Here is an 18025-nt window from a genome sequence, read left to right on the forward strand (position 1 = left end):
GGGGCGTAAGGCCCGCCAATGTCTCGTCAGTACATTATCCGTCGCCTGCTGATCGCCATCCCTAGTCTGCTCGGGATCAGCGTCGTCCTGTTCGCCGTGCTCGCCATGGCGCCGGGCGATCCCTTCGAGGAACTTGCCACCAACCCTGCGGTGCCGCCCGAGGTCCGCATGGCGTTGCGGGCCAAGTTCGGTCTCGATGACCCGATCTGGACGCGCTACCTGCACTGGCTCGCCGCCATGCTGCAGGGCGACTGGGGCTTTTCCTTCGCCAGCCGCATGGATGTCGACCAGCTGATCCTGCAACGTCTGCCGGTGACGCTGATCGTGATCGGCTCCTCGCAGATTCTCGCCATCTTGGTGGCGCTGCCGGTCGGCGTGCTGGCCGCGACCCGGCCCTATTCGGTGTTCGACCAGATCGCCAATACGCTGGCCTTCATCGGCTTTTCGCTGCCGACCTTCTTCACCGGCCTGCTGCTGATCCTGGTGTTTTCGATCCAGCTCGACTGGCTGCCCTTCGTCTATCGCACCGACATAGAAGCCAAAGGCTGGCTGTTCTACTGGGAGCACATAAAACAATCGATCATGCCGGTGGCGGTGCTGGGCCTGTTCCAGGGCGCCTCGCTGGTACGCTACGTACGCTCCTCGGTGCTCGACGTCATCCGGTTGGACTATGTGACCACTGCGCGCTCCAAGGGCATCGGCGAGCGCAAGGTGATTACCAAGCATGTCGTGCGCAATGCGCTGATCCCAGTCGTGACCCTAGTGGCGCTGCAGATGCCGATCGTGTTCGGCGGCGCTATCGTCACGGAACAGATCTTCCGCGTTCCCGGCATCGGCTCGCTGCTGATCTCGGCCATGCTCGCCAACGACACGCCCGTCGTCATGGGCGTGACTTTCGTGTTCGCCTGTCTCGTTGTCCTCTTCAACCTTATCGCCGATATCCTTTATGGCTGGCTCGACCCCCGCATCGCTTTCCGCTGAAGCACCGCGCGTCGCCGCGGCAGCCGCTCGCAAGAGCCGGCCCGTTACGCCGGCCCGCGAGGCATGGCGGCGTTTCCGCCGGCACAGGCTCGCCGTGGTGAGCGGCATCGTGCTGATCGTCATGTTCGCGGCCGTGGCGCTCGGGCCGGTCATCTGGCCGGTGCCGATCAACGACATCGACTTTGCCGCGAAGCTGCAGGGGCCGTCCTGGGCCCATCCGCTGGGCACGGACGATCTCGGCCAGGATCTTCTGGCGCGGCTCCTCTATGGCGGCCGCATCTCGCTGGCCGTCGGGCTGGCGGCCATGGTCGTCGCCGTCGTCGTCGGTATCCTGGTCGGTGCGCTGGCCGGCATGTCGAGCGGACGGGTCGATGCCGTGTTGATGTGGCTTACCGACCTCTTCCTGTCGCTGCCGCAGCTGCCGTTGCTGCTGCTGGTGATCTACCTCTTCCGCGACACGATGAAAGGGATTTTCGGTGTCGAGGGCGGCGCCTTCATCCTGATCGTGGTGGTGATCGGAGGCCTGCGCTGGATGCCGGTAGCGCGTCTGGTGCGTGCGCAGTTCCTCTCCTTGCGCGAAAAAGAGTTCGTCGAGGCTGCCCGCGCGCTAGGTGCCTCCAAGACGCGTCAGGTCGTCCAGCACATCCTGCCCAACGCTCTGGGGCCGGTGATCGTGGCCGGCACCATCGACGTCGCCGCCGCCATCATCGCCGAATCCACACTGTCGTTTCTCGGCCTCGGCTTCCCGTCCGACGTGCCGACCTGGGGCAGTGTGTTGCGCGACGCCAAGGATTATCTCGATATCGCGCCGCATTGGGCGCTGTTCCCCGGCGCCGCCATCTTCCTGGCCGTGCTTGCCATCAACTTCATCGGTGACGGCTTGCGCGATGCGCTCGACCCGCGCCGAGTCCTCTGACGCGAGCGTATGCGTGGCTGAACCTCTGCTGGATATCCGCGGTCTCAAGACCTGGTTCAAGACCGATGACGGCATGGTGCGTGCCGTCGATGGCGTCGATCTCCATATCGATCGCGGCGAGACGCTGGGCGTCGTAGGCGAGTCGGGGTGCGGCAAGACGGTGACGGCACGCTCCGTGCTGAAGCTGATCGACATGCCGCCGGGCCGCTTCGAGGGCGGCGAAATTCTGTGGCGGGGCAGGAACCTGATCCCCCTCGATCAGACGGAGATGAACAAGATCCGCGCCCGGGAAATCGCGATCATCTTCCAGGAGCCGATGACCTCGCTCAACCCGGTCTACACCGTCGGCGACCAGATCGCCGAGGTGATCGAGCTGCACCAGAAACTGTCGCGCAAGCAGGCGCTGGTTGGCGCCGCGGATATGCTGCGTCTGGTCAACATCCCGCATCCGCAGCGCCGGGTGCACGATTATCCCCACCAGTTCTCCGGCGGCATGCGCCAGCGGGTGATGATCGCCATGGCGCTTTCCTGCCAGCCCAAGCTCCTGATCGCCGACGAGCCGACGACGGCACTCGACGTCACCATCCAGGCGCAGATCCTGGAGCTGATGCAGGAGATGAAGGACAAGTTCGGTATGGCGATCATGCTGATCACCCACGCCATGGGCGTGGTGGCCGAGACCTGCCAGAGGGTGACGGTGATGTACGCCGGCAAGGTGGTCGAGGAAGCGCCGGTCGAAGCGCTGTTCGGCAATCCGCGGCATCCCTACACGCAGGGCCTGATCCGCTCGATTCCGCGCGTCGACCGGGCGGCCGAGAAGAAGCAGCGTCTGGAAGCGATCGCGGGCACGGTGCCGAGCCTGCTCGATCCGCCGCCGGGTTGTCGCTTTGCCTCGCGCTGCAAGCACGCCATGGAGGTCTGTACCCGGGCGATGCCGCCCCTCAAGGAAGTCGGGCCGGGCCACTTCGTACGGTGCGTGCTGTGAGCGGCCCGCAGCCCAGCGGCGAGACGCTGCTGTCGGTCCGCGATCTGCGCAAGCACTTCGCGATTACGGGTGGCGTATTCTCGCGCGTCGTCGACAAGGTCCATGCCGTCGACGGTGTCAGCTTCGATATTGCCCCTGGCGAGACGCTGGGTCTGGTGGGCGAATCCGGCTGCGGCAAGTCGACGACCGGCCGCTGTATCCTGCGCCTGATCGAGCCCAGCTCGGGCGAGGTGCTGTTTCAGGGCGCCGACGTCACCAAGATGAAGACCGATGCGTTGCGCGCTCTGCGGCGCGACATGCAGATCATTTTCCAGGATCCCTATGCGTCCCTCAATCCACGTCTGACGGTCGGCGCGATCATCGGCGAGGCGCTCATCATCCATAACCTCGCGGCGTCGCGGCAGGCGCTCGAGGATCGTGTCGTGCAGCTTCTGGAGACGGTGGGGCTGCAGCCGGACCACATGCGGCGCTTCCCGCACGAATTCTCGGGCGGCCAGCGCCAGCGCATCGGCATCGCCCGTGCGCTGGCCGTCGAACCCAAGCTGGTGATCTGCGACGAGCCGGTCTCCGCGCTCGACGTGTCGATCCAGGCGCAGGTCATCAACCTGCTCGAGGACCTGCAGGAGCAGTTCGGCCTCACCTATCTGTTCATCGCCCACGATCTCAGCGTGGTGGAGCACATCTCTACGCGCGTGGCGGTGATGTATCTCGGCCGCGTCGTCGAGATCGCGCCGTCGCGCGACCTCTACGACAACCCGCTGCATCCCTATACCGAAGCGCTGCTCTCGGCCGTGCCGATCCCCGATCCGACGGTGAAGCGCAAGCGCATCATGCTGGAGGGGGACGTGCCCAATCCGATCCGGCCGCCCTCGGGCTGCCACTTCCACACGCGCTGTCCGATCGCCAAGCCTGACTGCGCCCAGCGCGTGCCCGAGCTGCGCGAGAGCAAGCCCGGCCATTGGGTGTCCTGTCACTACAGAGGCTAAAGGTTGGTACCCGCTACCGGACTCGAACAGGCACGGCCTTGTGGCCTCAGGATTCCAAGTCCGGCCTGAATGGTGTCGGGCGAGGGGCTCGAACCCTCACGTTTCAATGAAACTTGGGGTTTTAAGCCCCATGCGTCTACCAGTTCCGCCAGCCCGACAGTCACGTTTGGCGCGATCTGTCACGCCTTCTATCACACAGTCGGGCACCCAATAACACACGCGGACTTAGTCCCGCATTAGGAGAACACGTGGAGATCGTAAACGATCCTATGAAGCGCCAGTATGCTCTGGAGAAAGATATGATCCGGGCTAGTGCTGAGAAGCTAAAGGCAGAGATCGCCAAGGCTAAGAGCCGAGATACAGAAGACGAAGCGCCGTATTCAGCGCGTTTGATGGTGGGGAAGGTTGAGGCGGCGGCTGAGGGGGTGAGTGCATTTATGGCCCCTTCTTGGCCGGAGAGCCAACCCGCAAGGCCATCGCTATCAAATTCCCGCACTTGCTGGAGCCTGAGGTATCGGCCGCCCTGGCTCTCAAGGGTGTTCTGGCTGGCGCGGCACTCAGACTTTCAAGAAGCGAGGGCATCCAATAGCGATTGATTGCCGCCGCTGTACGTCCGCTCGGATCACGCTGCTCTCAACGCAGTGCTGCAGTTGGCGGGCGATATCGCTATGAAGTACGCTGTAGACATCTTGGATGAAATGCTCCTCGCCTCAGTGCCCAAGCGCATTGCGGGCAAACCGGGAACCTTGAAAGAAACCAATTCTCACGTGCCACACCGACGAATTGGCGAGCCCGACGAGATCGCCGGAGCGGCTATATTTCTGGTTTGACCAATCGCAGAGCATTTCCCAAAGCAATTTATCGCTTTTGGCGCCGTGAGCGCTTCTCGGCATGTCCGCGCATATGTGCGATGTATACCCCACCCCATCGATACATCTCATCCACTAGCGGGTCGAGCGTCCGCCCGAACTCCGTTATCGAATACTCTACCTTCGGCGGTACTTGGGGATAGACCCTGCGCTTAACCACTCCATCGGCCTCAAGCTCGCGCAGTTGTGCTGTCAGCATCTGTTGCGTGACATCGGGCATTGCCCTGCGGAGTTCACTAAATCGCAAGATGCTACTCCGCAGATACCACAAGATCACGAGCTTCCACTTTCCGGCGACTACCGAAAGTGAAGCTTCGACAGGACAATTGAACGTTACCGTCTTGCCATCTGGGCGCGTGAGTTCAAGCATCGCCAGTCCTCTTGGGATGATCAAGCATACTACATCGTAGAATCACTAGTACCCCGATCCGATCAAGCTTCAGAGATCAGCACCATTCTTGGGTCGAGAAATCCAAGAAGTGCCTAAGTATGAAAATACATACTATATCATATTATTATTAGTACTTCTATTTTTCTCGCAGATGTCTACCGTTGGGCTTCATTCAGCGCTGTGACCAGCGAGCTGGGTCGACCAAGTTGAATCAAAGGACATTGTGGCAGCATGAACATCCTGATCGTTTACGCTCATCCTGAACCTCGGTCTCTGAACGGTTCCCTCAAAGATGTCTCGGTTGGCGTGCTCAAGCGCGCAGGACATGAGGTCGTCGTTTCTGATCTGTATGAAATGGGATGGAAATCCATCGCCGACGGTTTTGATTTTCCTCAGCGAGATCAGGCGGAGCGTCTTGTCTATGCAGCCGCCTCGGGCGAGGCATACGCCACCGGCACACAGGCGCCTGACGTCGCCGCAGAGCAGGAAAAAATCAAGCGGGCTGACGTTGTGTTGTTTCAGTTTCCGCTATGGTGGTTTTCGGTGCCGGCCATTCTCAAAGGATGGATAGATCGCGTGTTTGCTTACGGGTTTGCGTACGGCGTCGGCGAACATAATGAACAGCGTTATGGCGACCGTTACGGAGAGGGCATGCTGAAGGGCAAGCGGAGTATGCTGCTTGTCACGGTTGGCAGTCACGAGTCCCACTACAGCCCACGCGGGATCGACGGACCAATCGACGATCTGTTGTTCCCGATTCAGCACGGCATTCTCTATTACCCAGGTATGGATGTTCTGCCGCCGTTTGTTGTTTACAAGGCGCACCGCACCAATGCCGAGCGCTATGCGGCTCTCACCGCGCAGCTTCAGCAACGGCTACTCACGCTGGCCACCACGGAACCCATTGCCTATCGAACGCAAAACGGTGGCGACTATGAGCTTCCGGCGCTGACGCTAAAGCCAGGTCTCGATGATCATTCTCGGGGTTTCGCGATGCACATCCGATCAGCTCGAACCGCTGGAGGTCGGGAGCGAGACCGCGCCGGATGCGATAGCGAATCTCGGGACAAAGGTATCGTAGACAATCGCCAAGCAGCGAGGCTCGCGGAATAGTAACGGTAGAAATAGGCGCTTTTTCGAACCAATGCGCGCTGGGAGTATCAACATGACTGCAGTCGACGCTTATCTGGTTGATCCTTCAGTCGACCTGCTGACCAAAGTCAATATTCAGGCGCAGGTGCTGGTGCCGGTGGTACGCGCGCTTCGTACCGAGCTCGGCGAGGCTAAGGCCAACAATCTCGTGCGGAGCGCACTTCGCGCCTGGTCGGCCGGGTTGTTTTCGACGATCGGGGCTAGGATCGATGGCACGCCGCGGCAGAAATGGTCTGCTATGCATGGTGGACTTGTCGCAGCGGCGATTCCCAAGGTTGTTGCGAAAACGCTCCGCAATGATCCCGGCGGACTGGAGTTTGACGTCACGTCTTGCAAGTACGCTGAGTTTTTCCACGCACTAGGTGAGCCGGAGCTCGGTGCGTTGCTGCTTTGTTCAGCCGATATCGATGTCGCTGCGGCCGGAGCCGATGAGGTAAAATTCACGCGCACGCAGACCCTCATGCAGGGTGGGCGCTGCTGCGATTTTCGCTATCAGTTTAGCGTCGCAGATGATGAGAAAGTTACACGTGAAGAGTAGCAGCCATGGCGATCCCTGATGGAATCGCAAGAATTCATAGCGAAATGATTACATAACGAGAAGATGCTCAAGTACGCGGAGGGTATCGAAGCGATTCCCAGGAAGCCCTCCATTGAGCGCGAATGAGAAGGCGAGGCGCGTGAAAGGTATCTGAGAGAGCCTGAGGCTCAGGCCATCATTGACACGTTCCGCCACTGGCAGCTCGTCGAAGTCGTGGAACAGGCCGCAATCCGCTTGTGACCGTCGCCGGCCTTGTTGGTCGCCAAACTCCTTTCTAACAGGAGGCTATCATGTGCGGGTCTCCAAGACCGTAAGATCAGCCAGTACTGATTGATGTTTTGAAAGGCAACGAGATCGGATCCTAAGTCCCGTATCTATCAATTCCATCAAGCGGGCATCGCGGGCGCGACCTTAAGCGGCGAACCTCGCGGGCGAAAGAGCCGCTTCGGTCACGCCGAGTTCGGCGACGCTGGAGGGCAGGCCCTTGCCGAGCGCCAGGCTGCCAGCGAGCTGGCCGGCGGCATAGCCGGTCTGGATGCCGTAGCCGCCCTGGCCGGCCAGCCAGAAGAAGCCTTCGACCTTGGGGTCGTAGCCGGCAACGAGATTCTTGTCGGCGACGAAGCTCCTGAGCCCCGCCCACTTGTTCTTGATGCGACGGATCTGCAGCGAGGTCGCCGTCTCGATGCGATCGACGGCGATGGCGATATCCAGCTCCTCGGGCTGCGCATCGCAAGGTTCCGACGGCGTTTCGTCGGCCGGCGAGGCAAGGAACTGTCCGACCTCGGGCTTGATGTACCAGGTCTCGTCGAAGTCGATGGCCATCGGCAGCTTCGTCAGATCGAGCCCCTGCGGCGCATCGAAGGTAAAGGCGGTGCGCCGCTTCGGTACCAAGCCGACAGGCTTCGCACCGGCAAGACCGGCGACGACATCGGCCCAGGCGCCGGACGCGTTCACGATGTTGGCGGCGTGAATCGTCTCGCCGTCGCCGAGACGGATCGCCCAGCGTCCGTCTTTGCGCTCGAGCGCTGCGACTTCGGCATTGAGCCGCAGGACGCCGCCGGCGGCCCGGGCGCCCTTGAGGAAGCCGCCGTGGATGGCGGCGACGTCCATGTCGTCGGCCTCGGGCTCGAAGATCGCACCACCGGCGGCATGCTCGGGCTTGAACAGCGGCTGAATGCGCGTGGCTTCGGCGGGATCGAGCCAGCGCACGCTCGGCACCAGCCGTGCATAATCGGCTGCGGCCTTCTGCAAGGCTTCCGTCTGGTCGACCCGGCCGGCGATCAGCGCGCCCCGCGGCGTGAGCAGCGGATGATCCGAGAAGCCTTGCGGGGGCTGGCGATAGAAGCGGCCCGAGGCCACGGTGATGGCCCGGATTTCCACGCTGCCGTAGGTCTCCGAGTGCAGCGCCGCGGAGCGGCCGGTCGTGTGATAGGCCGCGACATGCTCGCGCTCGAGAATGATCACTTTCGCATGGGGCGCGAGATGATAGGCGGCGGAAACCCCGGCGATGCCGGCGCCGATGATGGCGAAATCGAAATCCTGCATGAGGGGCACATTGCAAGGTTGCTGCCGTGCCTGCAATAGTCACGCGCCTGAGGATTAGTCTGCATGAATATTGCCCATTTGCTGCTGGGGTCTGCGCAGGAATTCCGCGACCTGCCCGCGTTGGCGCGGGGCACGACTCCCTACCTCACGTATCGAGACCTGTGGCGGAAGGTCTCGGTGATGAGCACGCATCTCGCCGGCCGGTTCGGGCTGAAGCGCGGCGACCGAGTGGCGTTCGCCATGGCCAATTGCGTCGAAGCGATTGAGGTCATGTACGCGGTCTGGCACGCCGGCCTTTGCGCCGTGCCCATGAACGCAAAGCTGCACGCCCGGGAATTCGCCTTCATCCTGGAGAATTCCGGCGCCAGGCTTTGCTTCGTGACCCCCGATCTGTTCGAGACGATCGCCGAGGCCGCCAAGGAGGCACCGGACCTCAAGGAGATCGTCGACGTCACCACGCGCTCCTACACTTTCATGGAAGTAGGCGATCCCAGCCCTCTGGTCTCGGCCGAGCCGACCGATCCCGCCTGGCTGTTCTATACCTCGGGCACGACGGGGCGGCCCAAGGGCGCGACGCTCACGCATCGCAATCTTCTGGCGATGACGTTGAATTACTACGCCGATGTCGACCGGCCACCACCCGGCGGTTCGATCGTCCATGCCGCACCGATCAGCCATGGCTCCGGCCTGTGGAACTTCCCCATGGTCGGGCGTGGCTCGGTCCAGGTGTTTCCCGAGAGCGGCAAGTACGAAGTGCCAGAGACGGTCGAGCTGATGAATCGCTGGCCCGAATGCAGTATTTTCCTCGCGCCGACGATGGTGAAGCGCCTGATCGAGCATGGCAGCGTCGCCGATCTCCAGCCGCAGGCGCTCCGGTTGATCACCTATGGCGGCGCGCCGATGTATGTGGCGGACCTCAAGCGCGCACTCGACCTCTTGGGCAACAAGCTGATGCAGCTCTATGGCCAGGGCGAGAGCCCGATGACCATCACGCATCTCTCCAGGGAGTATCACTGGGACCGCCGGCATCCGCGCTGGGAGCAACGACTGGCATCGGCCGGCCGCGCGGATTCCTGCATGGAAGTGAGAGTGGTCGACGAGGAGGGGCGTCAGCTTCCCGTCGGTGAAGTCGGCGAGATCATCTGCAAGGGCGACCCTGTGATGGCGGGCTACTGGAACAATCCAGAGGCGACCGCGCGGTCGCTGCGCGACGGCTGGCTGTGGACCGGCGATGTCGGCGCCTTCGACGAAGAAGGGCTGCTGACGCTGAAGGACCGTTCCAAGGACATGATCATCTCCGGCGGGTCGAACATCTATCCGCGCGAGATCGAGGATGTCTTGAACCTCCATCCCGCCGTCGCCGAGTGCTCGGTCGTCGGCCGGCCGCATCCCGAATGGGGCGAGGAGGTCGTGGCCTTCGTCGTGAAGCGTGGAGCGGAGGCGCTGGCGCCGGCCGAGCTGGACCAGCTCTGCCTCGACAACATCGCGCGCTTCAAGCGGCCGAAGGACTACAAGTTCATTGAAGCCCTGCCGAAGAACAATTACGGCAAGATTCTCAAGACGGAACTGCGCAAGCTCCTTTAAGCTCTGCGCCTCAGCGAGGAGGAAAAGACATGGCGATGATCGACTTCAAGCGGCCCGACGGTTCGACCTGCAAGGGCTATCTGGCCGAGGCCGGTAAGGGCAAGCCCGGCATCGTCGTGATCCAGGAATGGTGGGGTCTCAACGACCAGATCTGCGGCGTCGCCGATCGTTTCGCGCGCGCAGGCTACAATGCGCTGGCGCCGGACCTCTACAAGGGCCGCGTGACGCAGAAGCCCGACGAAGCCAACCACATGATGAGCGGCCTCGATTTCGTCGGCGCCTCGGACCAGGACATCGCCGGAGCGGTCAAGCATCTGGCCGGCTTCGGCGGCAAGGTCGGTGTGATGGGGTTCTGCATGGGCGGCGCGCTTACCATTGCGGCCTGTGCCCGTATCGGCGGCATCTCTTGCGGCGTGCCGTTCTATGGCATCCCGCCGGGACAGCTCGCCGATCCCGCCAAGATCAAGGTGCCGCTGCAGGGCCACTTCGCCAACAAGGACGACTGGTGCACACCGGCCGCGGTCAACGAGCTTGAGAAGACGATGAAGGGCGCCGGCCAGAACCCGGAAATCTTCCGCTACGACGCCGCCCATGCCTTCTCCAACGAGCGCAGCGAGGCCTACGACGTGAAGTCGGCCAACGCCGCGTGGGAGCGCATGCTGGCCTTCCTGGGCAAGCATCTCTGATGACGGGCGCGCGTCGAAAGTGACGCGCCCGCAAGTCGGCCTGGTCATCGTCGGGCTCGGTGCCTCGCTGGCGCCGCTCGACATTGCCGTCAACGTCGCGCTGCCGGCGATCACTGGCCACTTCAAGCTCGCCTTGGGCGACGTGCAGTGGCTGGTGATCTGCTACGTGCTGGTCTACGGCTCGCTGATGCTGGTCGCCGGCAAGCTCGGCGACCTGTTCGGTCACCGGCTGCTCTTCCGTATCGGTCTCCTCATCTCCGCCGTTGGGTGCGCGGCCTGCGCCGCGGCGCCCGATTGGCCGTTGTTCCTGTGGGCGCGGGCCGGCCAGGGGATCGGCACGGCGCTGGCGCTCGCCTGCACGCCGGCGCTCGCCACCTCGCTCTTTCCCGAAAGCCAGCGCACCCAGGCTCTGGCGGGCTTCGCCAGTGCCATGGCACTGGCCGCAGCCGTTGGCCCCTTCCTGGGGGGCGTACTGGTCGAGGTCTGGGGCTGGCCGGCCGTCTACTGGGTCCGCGTGCCCATTGCGCTCGTGACGTTGGCGTTGACCGGCCTATTGCCATCGCCGAAGCTGGATGCACGTCCATTCGATGCATTGGGGGCCGTCCTGCTGGCGTCCTGCATGAGCACGCTGCTGCTGTCGCTGGTGCTCTCGCAGCGCCGCGAAGTCGCCGGGGCCTGGGCGCTCGGCCTTCTGGCGATCGCACTGATCCTGCTGGCCCTCTATGTGCGCCACGCAAGCCGCGTGCCCGAGCCGATCATCCGGCCCGCACTGTTCGCCGACGCGCGCTTTGCCGTTCCCAATGTGCTCAATGTGCTTGCCAATCTGGCGGGCTTTTCGATCCTGCTGCTGACGCCCTACTACCTGACGAACGTGCTCAAGCTGACGGCAGTGGGCAGCGGCATCGTGCTTGCGATGGCCTTTGCCGGCAGCTTAGCCGGCGCACCCCTGTCCGCCTTCCTCGTCCGCCGCATCGGCCAGCGCCCCACCGTCTTTGCCGGCGTGGCGTTTGTGGGGCTAGGCCTATTGCCGCTGGGCTTCACCGGCATCGATACGCCCGTGCTGCTTGTGGCATCCCTGTTGGTGCTCGAAGGGATCGGGCAGGGTCTGCTCACGGTCGCCTACACGGACATCGTGACCGCAACCTTGCCGCCGCGCGACCGGGGTGTCGCCGGCAGTCTTTCGCTGCTGACGCGAACCCTGGGCGTCGTGGGCGGAGCCTCGGTGTTGACGGCGCTGCAGGCCCGTGGTGCCGAAGGATTTGCCGGTATGGCTGGCTTTCTCGCCGGCTATCGCTTCGCCTTCGTGGCGGCGGGAGGAGGGCTGCTGGTGGCGCTGTTGCTGTCCTGCCTGTGGCCACGAGTCTGGTCTAGCCGGGACGATGCGCCTCGAACCCGGTGATCGGGCAATCGCGTAGGAACTCGCTCCAGTCCTCGCCCTTCGACGAGGACGCAATGGCGTCGACGAAGCGAAAGCCGGCAAGGCCCGCCTCGGCGAAGACCTCTTCGTAGGTTTGCGGCGCCAGCCAGAAATTATCGAAGCCGAAGCTCGTGCCGTCCGGCCTGAAGAAAGAGTAGCGAATTCGGGCACCTTCGCGCCGCGGTCGTTCGATCTCGCGCAGGAAACCGTAAGCCGCGTAGGAGGTATAGCGGTCGAGCGATGTGCGCGGATTGTCGTTCACGCCGACGAGCCGCCCGCCGGGTTTCAGGTTGGCGTAGATGGCGCGGGCGAAGACCAGGAGCTGTGCTCGGGTTTGCGCATAGTTGAAGAGGTAGCTCGCCACGACGAGATCGAAGGCGCCGACGATGCCCAGACCGCCTGCGTCGCCGACCCGGTAGGAAATGCCAAGCGGAGCTTGTCGTTCGGCCGCCCTGGCTCTTTCGATCATCGCACTCGACAGGTCGATGCCAAGGATGGGGGCTGCTCCGCGACGCGCCAGGGCGCGCGAGTAGGTGCCGTCGCCGCAGGGCAGGTCGAGCACCGCGAGACCCCGCACGTCGCCCGCCAGATTGAAAAGGGTCGGTGCTTCGACGGCGGTACGAAAGGGGAGCTGCTTGGAGGCCGCATACTCGTCGGCGATATCGTCGTACTCGGCATGTTGCAGTGGCTTGGACGGCATGACAGGACCTTGGCTCAGGTGAGCTTGATGTTGCCCTTCTGGATGATGTTGGCGAACATCCGGCTCTCGCTGCCGATCTGCGACCGGAAATCGCTTGGATTGAGGTAGGTCACGCGCATCCCGCCCTTGTGGGTCTTCTCGACGATGTCGGGCGCTCGGAGCGCCTCGGCAATGGCCTTGTCGAGCCGAGCTATGGCGTCGGGCGAGGTGCCGGCGGGAGCGAGGATGCCGAACCAGGAATCGCCACCTTCCTTGCCATAACCCGTTTCCCGCAAGGTCGGCACATCGGGAAAGTCGGGATGGCGCACCTCGGCGAGCATGGCCAGTGCTCTGAGCTTGCCGGCCTTGATATGCGGCAGCGTCGTCTGGTCGAACTGCGCCTGGATCTCGCCGGCCAGCAGCGCGTTGGTCGCCGGCGCACTGCCGCGATAGGGTACATGAGTCATCTTGATGCCGGCTTCGAGGCAGAGCATCTCGCCAAACAGATGGGTGATGGTGGCAAGCCCGGCCGAACCGTAGTTGATCTTGCCGGGGTTAGCCTTGGCGTAAGCCACGAACTCCGCAACCGTGTTGGCCGGCACCGAGGGATGGACGGCAAAGGCGCCCCACGAGGTCGTCATGCGCGACACCGGAACGATGTCCTTGTCCGGATCGAAGGGGATCGGCTGCAGGTGGCGCGTGATGCAGACCATTGCGGTCGTGGTCGTCAGGAACGTGTGATGGTCGACCGGCTGGTTCTTCACGAACTCCGCCCCGATCATGCCCGAGGCGCCGGCCTTGTTGTCGAACAGGATCGACTGGCCGAGGATATGCGCCGCGCGTTCCATGACGATGCGGCTGGAAACGTCCGATGGGCCGCCGGGTGGGTAGGGGATGACCAGGCGGAGCGGCTTGGTCGGCCATTGCTGGGCGATTGCCGGTGTGGCCAAGGCCGCCAGGGCTGAGGCCGTGAACGCTCGACGACGCATGAACGCTCCTCCTGATTTTTCTTTGTCTTGTCTTTCGAGCCAAGCATTCCATGCAAGCTCGCACACCGCCAGCGGCGTGTTAGGCTCAGATCATGAGACGCTTCGACGACGCCAGGGTGGCGGCCGTTTTCAAGAGCTATCCCCCGACCGTGCGATCCGATCTGATGAGATTGCGCGAGTTGATGTTCGACGTCGCGGCGGCGACCCCCGGCGTCGGCAAGCTCACAGAGACGCTGAAGTGGGGACAGCCCAGTTACCTGACGGAGGAAACCGGCAGCGGCTCCACCGTGCGCATCGACCAGGCAAAGGGCAGGGAAGACGGCTACGCCGTCTACTTCCATTGCCAGAGCGGTCTGGTTGGTCAGTTCCGCGAACTCTATCCCGGCAAGTTCGACGTCGAAGGCGAACGTGCCTTGCATTTCGCCGCCGGTCGGCGTCTGCCGGTGCGTGAACTACGCCACTGCGTCGGCCTGGCGTTCACCCATCATTCCCGAAAGAAGAAAGCCCATCGCGGCGATCGTCCTTTAGCCGGCTGAGCTTCCGAACGTGGGTTCGTGAGGCGATATGACGAGCGCTCGGCCGGTGATGTCGAAGCCAATGCCCATGCTAGGTTGGCAACAAAGGGAGTGAATGCAATGGCTGGCAGGTTGAAGGACAAGGTCGCGATCGTGGTCGGCGCAGGGTCGAGCGGGCCGGGCTGGGGCAATGGCAAGTGCACGGCCGTGACCTTTGCACGCGAAGGTGCCAAGGTTTTCTGCGTCGATCGCAAGCGCGCTGCTGCCGAGGAGACGGTTGGTCTGATCGCCAAGGAAGGCGGCGAAGCCGTGGCCTTCGAGGCGGATGCGTCCAGCAATGCCAGCGTGAAGGCGATGGTCGATGCCTGCGTCGCCAAATGGGGCCGCATCGACGTGCTCGACAACAATGTCGGCATCGGCTCGACCGGCGGTCCGGTCGAACTGTCAGAAGATGAGTGGCAACTCGTCTTCGACGTCAACGTGAAGAGTTTCTTCCTGACGGCCAAGCATGTGCTGCCGGTGATGGAGAAGCAGGGCAAGGGCTCGATCGTGAACGTGAGCTCGATCGCGTCGATCCGCAGCCCCAAGGGCGTGTCCTACATCGCCTACAATGCCAGCAAGGGCGCGGTGAACTCGCTGACCCTGGCCATCGCGTCCCAGTACGCCGAGAAAGGCATCCGCTGCAACGCGATCCTGCCCGGCTTGATGCACACGCCGATGATCGATTTCCTGGCCGAGCAGTATGCCAAAGGCGAGAAGGACCATAATCAGGCCTACGACAAGATGATCGCCATCCGCGATCGCGCGTCGCCCACCGGCAAGATGGGCACGGGATGGGATACGGCCAATGCCGCGTTGTTCCTTGCGTCCGACGAGGCGGCCTATGTCAACGGCCACCTTCTGGTCGTCGACGGCGGGATCACCGTGCGGGCCTAATGGTCGCGCTTCAGCAACGTCCTGAAGACCAGCGGGCCGGTGAAGATGATCAGGAACAGGCGGAACAGGTGATGGGTCGCCACCATGGCGATCTCGATGCCCAGAGCCAGTCCGATCAGGCTCATTTCCGCGAAGCCGCCGGGTGCATAGCTCAGCACGGTGGCGTCGAGGTTGAGGCCGGTTAGCGCCACGGTGATCTTGGCGAAGATCACGGCGCAAGCGATCAGGATGAGGGCGGCGCCGATCGAGGCCGCCATCTCCTTGTGCAGCCGGTCCAGCGCTGCGCCGACGAAGCGGCAGCCGATGGCGGTGCCGACCACGACCTGCGCGGCGGCGACCAGGAAACCCGGCGGCTGGGAATCGGTGAGGCCGCCGAGATGGGCCAGCGCACTCACGATCATGGGGCCCATCATGAAGCTCGCCGGCAGGCGCAGCAGGCGGCCCACGGCGGCGCCCACGACACCGCAGGCGATCAGAACGGCGTAGTCCTTCCAGTCGTTGCCGCTGGGGCCGTGCACCATCGTGAGCACACTGGTTTGTGCGCCGTTCACCAGCCGATACCAGACGGGGATTGTGAGGACGACCGTCAGGATGCGGAGCGCGTGGGCGAGGGCAATGGCGCGCTCCTCGCCGCCCATGGCGCCGCCCATGATCGTCATGTCGTTGAGCCCGCCCGGCATGGCGGCGAAGTAGCAGGTCGGCTTGTCCCAGTCGGTCGTCCGGCGCAGCCACGCGTAACAGAGCGTGGCGCCTGTCATGGTCATGCCGGTGAGCACGCAGAGGCTGACCGCCCACTCGCCCAGTCGCTGCACCAGTTCCGGTGTGAAGCCCGATCCCAGCAGAACGCCCAGGACGATGATCATGCCCTGACGCAGCCGGACCTTCATGCCGATTTGCAGGCCGAAGAAGGCTGCCATCGTCGCAAAGACGCAGGCTCCCAGCATCCAGGCGAGCGGCATCTTGAGCCAATCGAACACGAAGCCGCCTGCTGTGCCAATGGCTATGGCCAGGACCAGCGGGCCATAGCCATCGTGGCCGATCGTCGTCTTTTTTTCCGGCTTGAAGGAAGCGTCCTTGGCACTCAAGGAACGAACTGCTCCTTGAGGATGCGCTCCTCGAGGTCGTGCTCGGGATCGAACAGCAGGGTAAGACGGATGTCGGTCGCCTCTGTCACCGTAACCTTGACGACATTGGCGATCTCGACGGAATCCGCGGCGGCGGCGACCGGCCGCTTGCGTGGGTCGAGGATGGTGAATTCGACACGGCTGGTGCGCGACAGCAACGCCCCCCGCCAGCGCCGCGGCCGGAAGGCGTTGATCGGCGTCAGCGCCAGCAGGCCCGCGCCCAGCGGCAGGATGGGGCCATGGGCGGAGAGGTTGTAGGCGGTTGAGCCCGCGGGTGTCGCTACCAGAACGCCGTCGCAATGGAGTTCCGGCAGGCGTTTCTTGCCGTCGACGGCGACCGCGATGCGAGCGGTCTGCCGGCTCGAACGGAACAACGACACTTCGTTGATTGCCGTAACCTCGGTGGCCTTGCCGCGCGTGTCGACTGCGATCATGCGCAGCGGGTTCAGCATCACCTGCCGCGCTTTCCGCAGGCGCTCCAAGAGGCCGGTTTCCCTGAAGGTGTTGAGCAGGAAGCCGACCGTGCCGAGGTTCATGCCGTAGATCGGCTTCAACCGGCGCATGTTGTGATGCAGTGCCTGCAACATCAGGCCGTCGCCGCCCAGCGCCACGACGATATCGGCGTCGGCCGTCGTCACCTTGCCATAGCGTTTTTCCAGCCGCGCCTTGGCTTCCCGGGCGGATGGGGTGGCAGCGCTGACGAAGGCGAGACGGGGTGGGGGAGACGAAGAGGGGCGAACGGCCATCGGGTGTCAGCAATGCCTAGGATGCAGAGTTCTTACTATAGCGGGGCGTTGGCGCGTTGCGATAAAATCCCTGCCAGAAAGATAACCGCGAGGAGGAACGCGATGGAACTGGTTCCGCTGGGACCCGGATTCGGAGTTGAGGTGAAGGGCGTCAGCCTGCTGGATGTCGCCACCGATGCCGAAGCCTACAAGGCCGTGCGTGCGGCCTTCGAGACGCATTCCCTTCTCGTGTTTCGGAATCAGACGATCGCCGATGACATCCAGGTGGCCTACAGCCGTGCTTTCGGGCCGCTCGAACTGACCAAGGTGGCTTCGGTGGGCGCCAACAGCTTCTATTCGCGCCTGACGAATGTCGGGCCGCAGGGCGAGATCGTACCGCTCGACCATCGCCAGGTGCTGGTCGCCAAGGCGAATGCCCTCTGGCACACCGATTCGTCCTTCAAGAAGACGCCGGCGCTGGCCTCGGTTCTGACGGCACGTGTCCTGCCGGGCGAAGATGGCGATACCGAGTTCACCTCGACTCGGCTGGCCTGGGAGCGGCTGCCGGCGGATCTGCAGAACCGGCTCAAGGATGCCGTGGCCACGCATTCCTATGCCAACAGCCGCGACCAGATCCATCCCGACCTCGCCAATACCGAGGAGCGCAAGGCGCTGCCGCCGGTGCGCTGGCGGATGAACTGGCGCAACCCGAGCAACGACCGGCGCGCGCTCTATGTCGCCAGCCACGCCTATGCAGTCGACGGCATGGACGATCGCGATGCGCGTCAGCTCCTGGCGCAGCTCCTCGACGAAGCGACGCGGCCGGAGTTCGTCTACACCCACAAGTGGCGGACCGGCGATGCCGTGATGTGGGACAATCGCGCCATGCTTCATCGCGGCCGGCCTTGGGATTACACCAAGGAACGCTCGATGGTGCGCACCACCATTTCCGCGACCGAGGCGGATGGCCTTGGCGAAGTGAAGCCGCCGGTCATGCACTAGCGGCG

General features: G+C 63.4%; 19 protein-coding genes and 1 tRNA gene. 13 read left to right on the forward strand and 7 right to left on the reverse strand.

Annotation, left to right across the window (positions count from 1 at the left end):
* Positions 1-18: 18 nt before the first annotated feature.
* Genes BN60_RS04270 through BN60_RS04285 form a run of 4 tightly spaced genes read left to right on the forward strand, consistent with a single transcriptional unit; the run spans position 19 to position 3868 of the window.
* On the forward strand, positions 19-981 hold the full coding sequence (locus BN60_RS04270; RefSeq protein WP_020694759.1) for an ABC transporter permease: 963 nt from the start codon (positions 19-21) through the stop codon (positions 979-981).
* Positions 947-1897, forward strand: a complete 951-nt coding sequence (locus tag BN60_RS04275; protein ID WP_020694760.1) for an ABC transporter permease — start codon at positions 947-949, stop codon at positions 1895-1897. The genes BN60_RS04270 and BN60_RS04275 overlap by 35 nt, the downstream gene beginning before the upstream one ends.
* A complete protein-coding gene (locus BN60_RS04280) occupies positions 1869-2882 on the forward strand; it encodes an ABC transporter ATP-binding protein (protein WP_020694761.1) in 1014 nt (337 codons plus the stop codon). The genes BN60_RS04275 and BN60_RS04280 overlap by 29 nt, the downstream gene beginning before the upstream one ends.
* Entirely contained in the window at positions 2870-3868 is a 999-nt protein-coding gene (locus BN60_RS04285; protein ID WP_051150082.1) for an ABC transporter ATP-binding protein, read from the forward strand. The genes BN60_RS04280 and BN60_RS04285 overlap by 13 nt, the downstream gene beginning before the upstream one ends.
* Positions 3869-3938: 70 nt before the next feature.
* Here BN60_RS04285 and BN60_RS04290 read toward each other — a convergent pair.
* Positions 3939-4026: transfer RNA gene (locus tag BN60_RS04290), tRNA-Leu, on the reverse strand.
* A 438-nt stretch (positions 4027-4464) separates the two neighbouring features.
* Between BN60_RS04290 and BN60_RS04300 the strand changes: the two genes are divergently transcribed.
* On the forward strand, positions 4465-4698 hold the full coding sequence (locus BN60_RS04300) for a hypothetical protein (RefSeq protein WP_020694764.1): 234 nt from the start codon (positions 4465-4467) through the stop codon (positions 4696-4698).
* A 28-nt stretch (positions 4699-4726) separates the two neighbouring features.
* On the opposite strand, the gene BN60_RS04305 is transcribed toward BN60_RS04300, so the two are convergent.
* Positions 4727-5107: a winged helix-turn-helix transcriptional regulator gene (locus BN60_RS04305; protein WP_051150083.1), complete on the reverse strand. Its 381-nt coding sequence runs from the start codon at positions 5105-5107 to the stop codon at positions 4727-4729.
* 252 nt (positions 5108-5359) lie between these two features.
* On the opposite strand from BN60_RS04305, the gene BN60_RS04310 reads away from it, so the two are divergent.
* Both BN60_RS04310 and BN60_RS04315 read left to right on the forward strand, forming a co-directional pair.
* Complete coding sequence (locus BN60_RS04310) at positions 5360-6241, forward strand: NAD(P)H-dependent oxidoreductase (RefSeq protein ID WP_020694766.1); 882 nt, start codon at positions 5360-5362, stop codon at positions 6239-6241.
* Positions 6242-6293: 52 nt separating this feature from the next.
* On the forward strand, positions 6294-6818 hold the full coding sequence (locus tag BN60_RS04315; RefSeq protein WP_043284773.1) for an L-2-amino-thiazoline-4-carboxylic acid hydrolase: 525 nt from the start codon (positions 6294-6296) through the stop codon (positions 6816-6818).
* A 411-nt stretch (positions 6819-7229) separates the two neighbouring features.
* Here the strand turns inward: BN60_RS04315 and BN60_RS04320 are convergent, their stop codons facing one another.
* On the reverse strand, positions 7230-8363 hold the full coding sequence (locus BN60_RS04320; RefSeq protein ID WP_020694768.1) for an NAD(P)/FAD-dependent oxidoreductase: 1134 nt from the start codon (positions 8361-8363) through the stop codon (positions 7230-7232).
* Positions 8364-8426: 63 nt separating this feature from the next.
* On the opposite strand from BN60_RS04320, the gene BN60_RS04325 reads away from it, so the two are divergent.
* The 3 genes from BN60_RS04325 to BN60_RS04335 are packed head-to-tail and all read left to right on the forward strand — an operon-like array spanning position 8427 to position 12032.
* Entirely contained in the window at positions 8427-9947 is a 1521-nt protein-coding gene (locus tag BN60_RS04325) for an AMP-binding protein (protein WP_020694769.1), read from the forward strand.
* Positions 9948-9976: 29 nt separating this feature from the next.
* Positions 9977-10633 carry a dienelactone hydrolase family protein gene (locus BN60_RS04330; RefSeq protein ID WP_020694770.1) on the forward strand — a complete coding sequence of 219 codons (657 nt, stop codon included), beginning with the start codon at positions 9977-9979 and terminating at the stop codon, positions 10631-10633.
* A 19-nt stretch (positions 10634-10652) separates the two neighbouring features.
* A complete protein-coding gene (locus tag BN60_RS04335; protein ID WP_020694771.1) occupies positions 10653-12032 on the forward strand; it encodes an MFS transporter in 1380 nt (459 codons plus the stop codon).
* Here the strand turns inward: BN60_RS04335 and BN60_RS04340 are convergent.
* Together BN60_RS04340 and BN60_RS04345 are read right to left on the reverse strand one after the other, a co-directional pair.
* The gene (locus BN60_RS04340; protein WP_020694772.1) at positions 12001-12750 is read right to left on the reverse strand and encodes a class I SAM-dependent methyltransferase; all 750 of its coding nucleotides are present in this window, start codon (positions 12748-12750) and stop codon (positions 12001-12003) included. The two genes, BN60_RS04335 and BN60_RS04340, sit on opposite strands and share 32 nt — an antisense overlap.
* Before the next feature lie 14 nt (positions 12751-12764).
* The gene (locus BN60_RS04345) at positions 12765-13718 is read right to left on the reverse strand and encodes a Bug family tripartite tricarboxylate transporter substrate binding protein (protein WP_020694773.1); all 954 of its coding nucleotides are present in this window, start codon (positions 13716-13718) and stop codon (positions 12765-12767) included.
* 92 nt (positions 13719-13810) lie between these two features.
* Between BN60_RS04345 and BN60_RS04350 the strand changes: the two genes are divergently transcribed.
* Positions 13811-14254, forward strand: coding sequence for a DUF1801 domain-containing protein (locus BN60_RS04350; RefSeq protein ID WP_020694774.1), 444 nt, complete (start codon positions 13811-13813; stop codon positions 14252-14254).
* A 99-nt stretch (positions 14255-14353) separates the two neighbouring features.
* A complete protein-coding gene (locus BN60_RS04355; RefSeq protein WP_020694775.1) occupies positions 14354-15169 on the forward strand; it encodes an SDR family NAD(P)-dependent oxidoreductase in 816 nt (271 codons plus the stop codon).
* Here BN60_RS04355 and BN60_RS04360 read toward each other — a convergent pair.
* Both BN60_RS04360 and BN60_RS04365 read right to left on the reverse strand, forming a co-directional pair.
* Entirely contained in the window at positions 15166-16254 is a 1089-nt protein-coding gene (locus tag BN60_RS04360; protein ID WP_020694776.1) for an AbrB family transcriptional regulator, read from the reverse strand. The genes BN60_RS04355 and BN60_RS04360 overlap by 4 nt on opposite strands.
* Entirely contained in the window at positions 16251-17039 is a 789-nt protein-coding gene (locus tag BN60_RS04365; RefSeq protein WP_043283628.1) for an NAD kinase, read from the reverse strand. The genes BN60_RS04360 and BN60_RS04365 overlap by 4 nt, the downstream gene beginning before the upstream one ends.
* Before the next feature lie 102 nt (positions 17040-17141).
* Here BN60_RS04365 and BN60_RS04370 point away from each other — a divergent pair, with 102 nt between their 5' ends.
* On the forward strand, positions 17142-18020 hold the full coding sequence (locus tag BN60_RS04370; RefSeq protein ID WP_020694778.1) for a TauD/TfdA dioxygenase family protein: 879 nt from the start codon (positions 17142-17144) through the stop codon (positions 18018-18020).
* Positions 18021-18025 lie beyond the last annotated feature (5 nt).

The organism is Reyranella massiliensis 521 (assembly GCF_000312425.1).
Taxonomy (GTDB): domain Bacteria; phylum Pseudomonadota; class Alphaproteobacteria; order Reyranellales; family Reyranellaceae; genus Reyranella; species Reyranella massiliensis.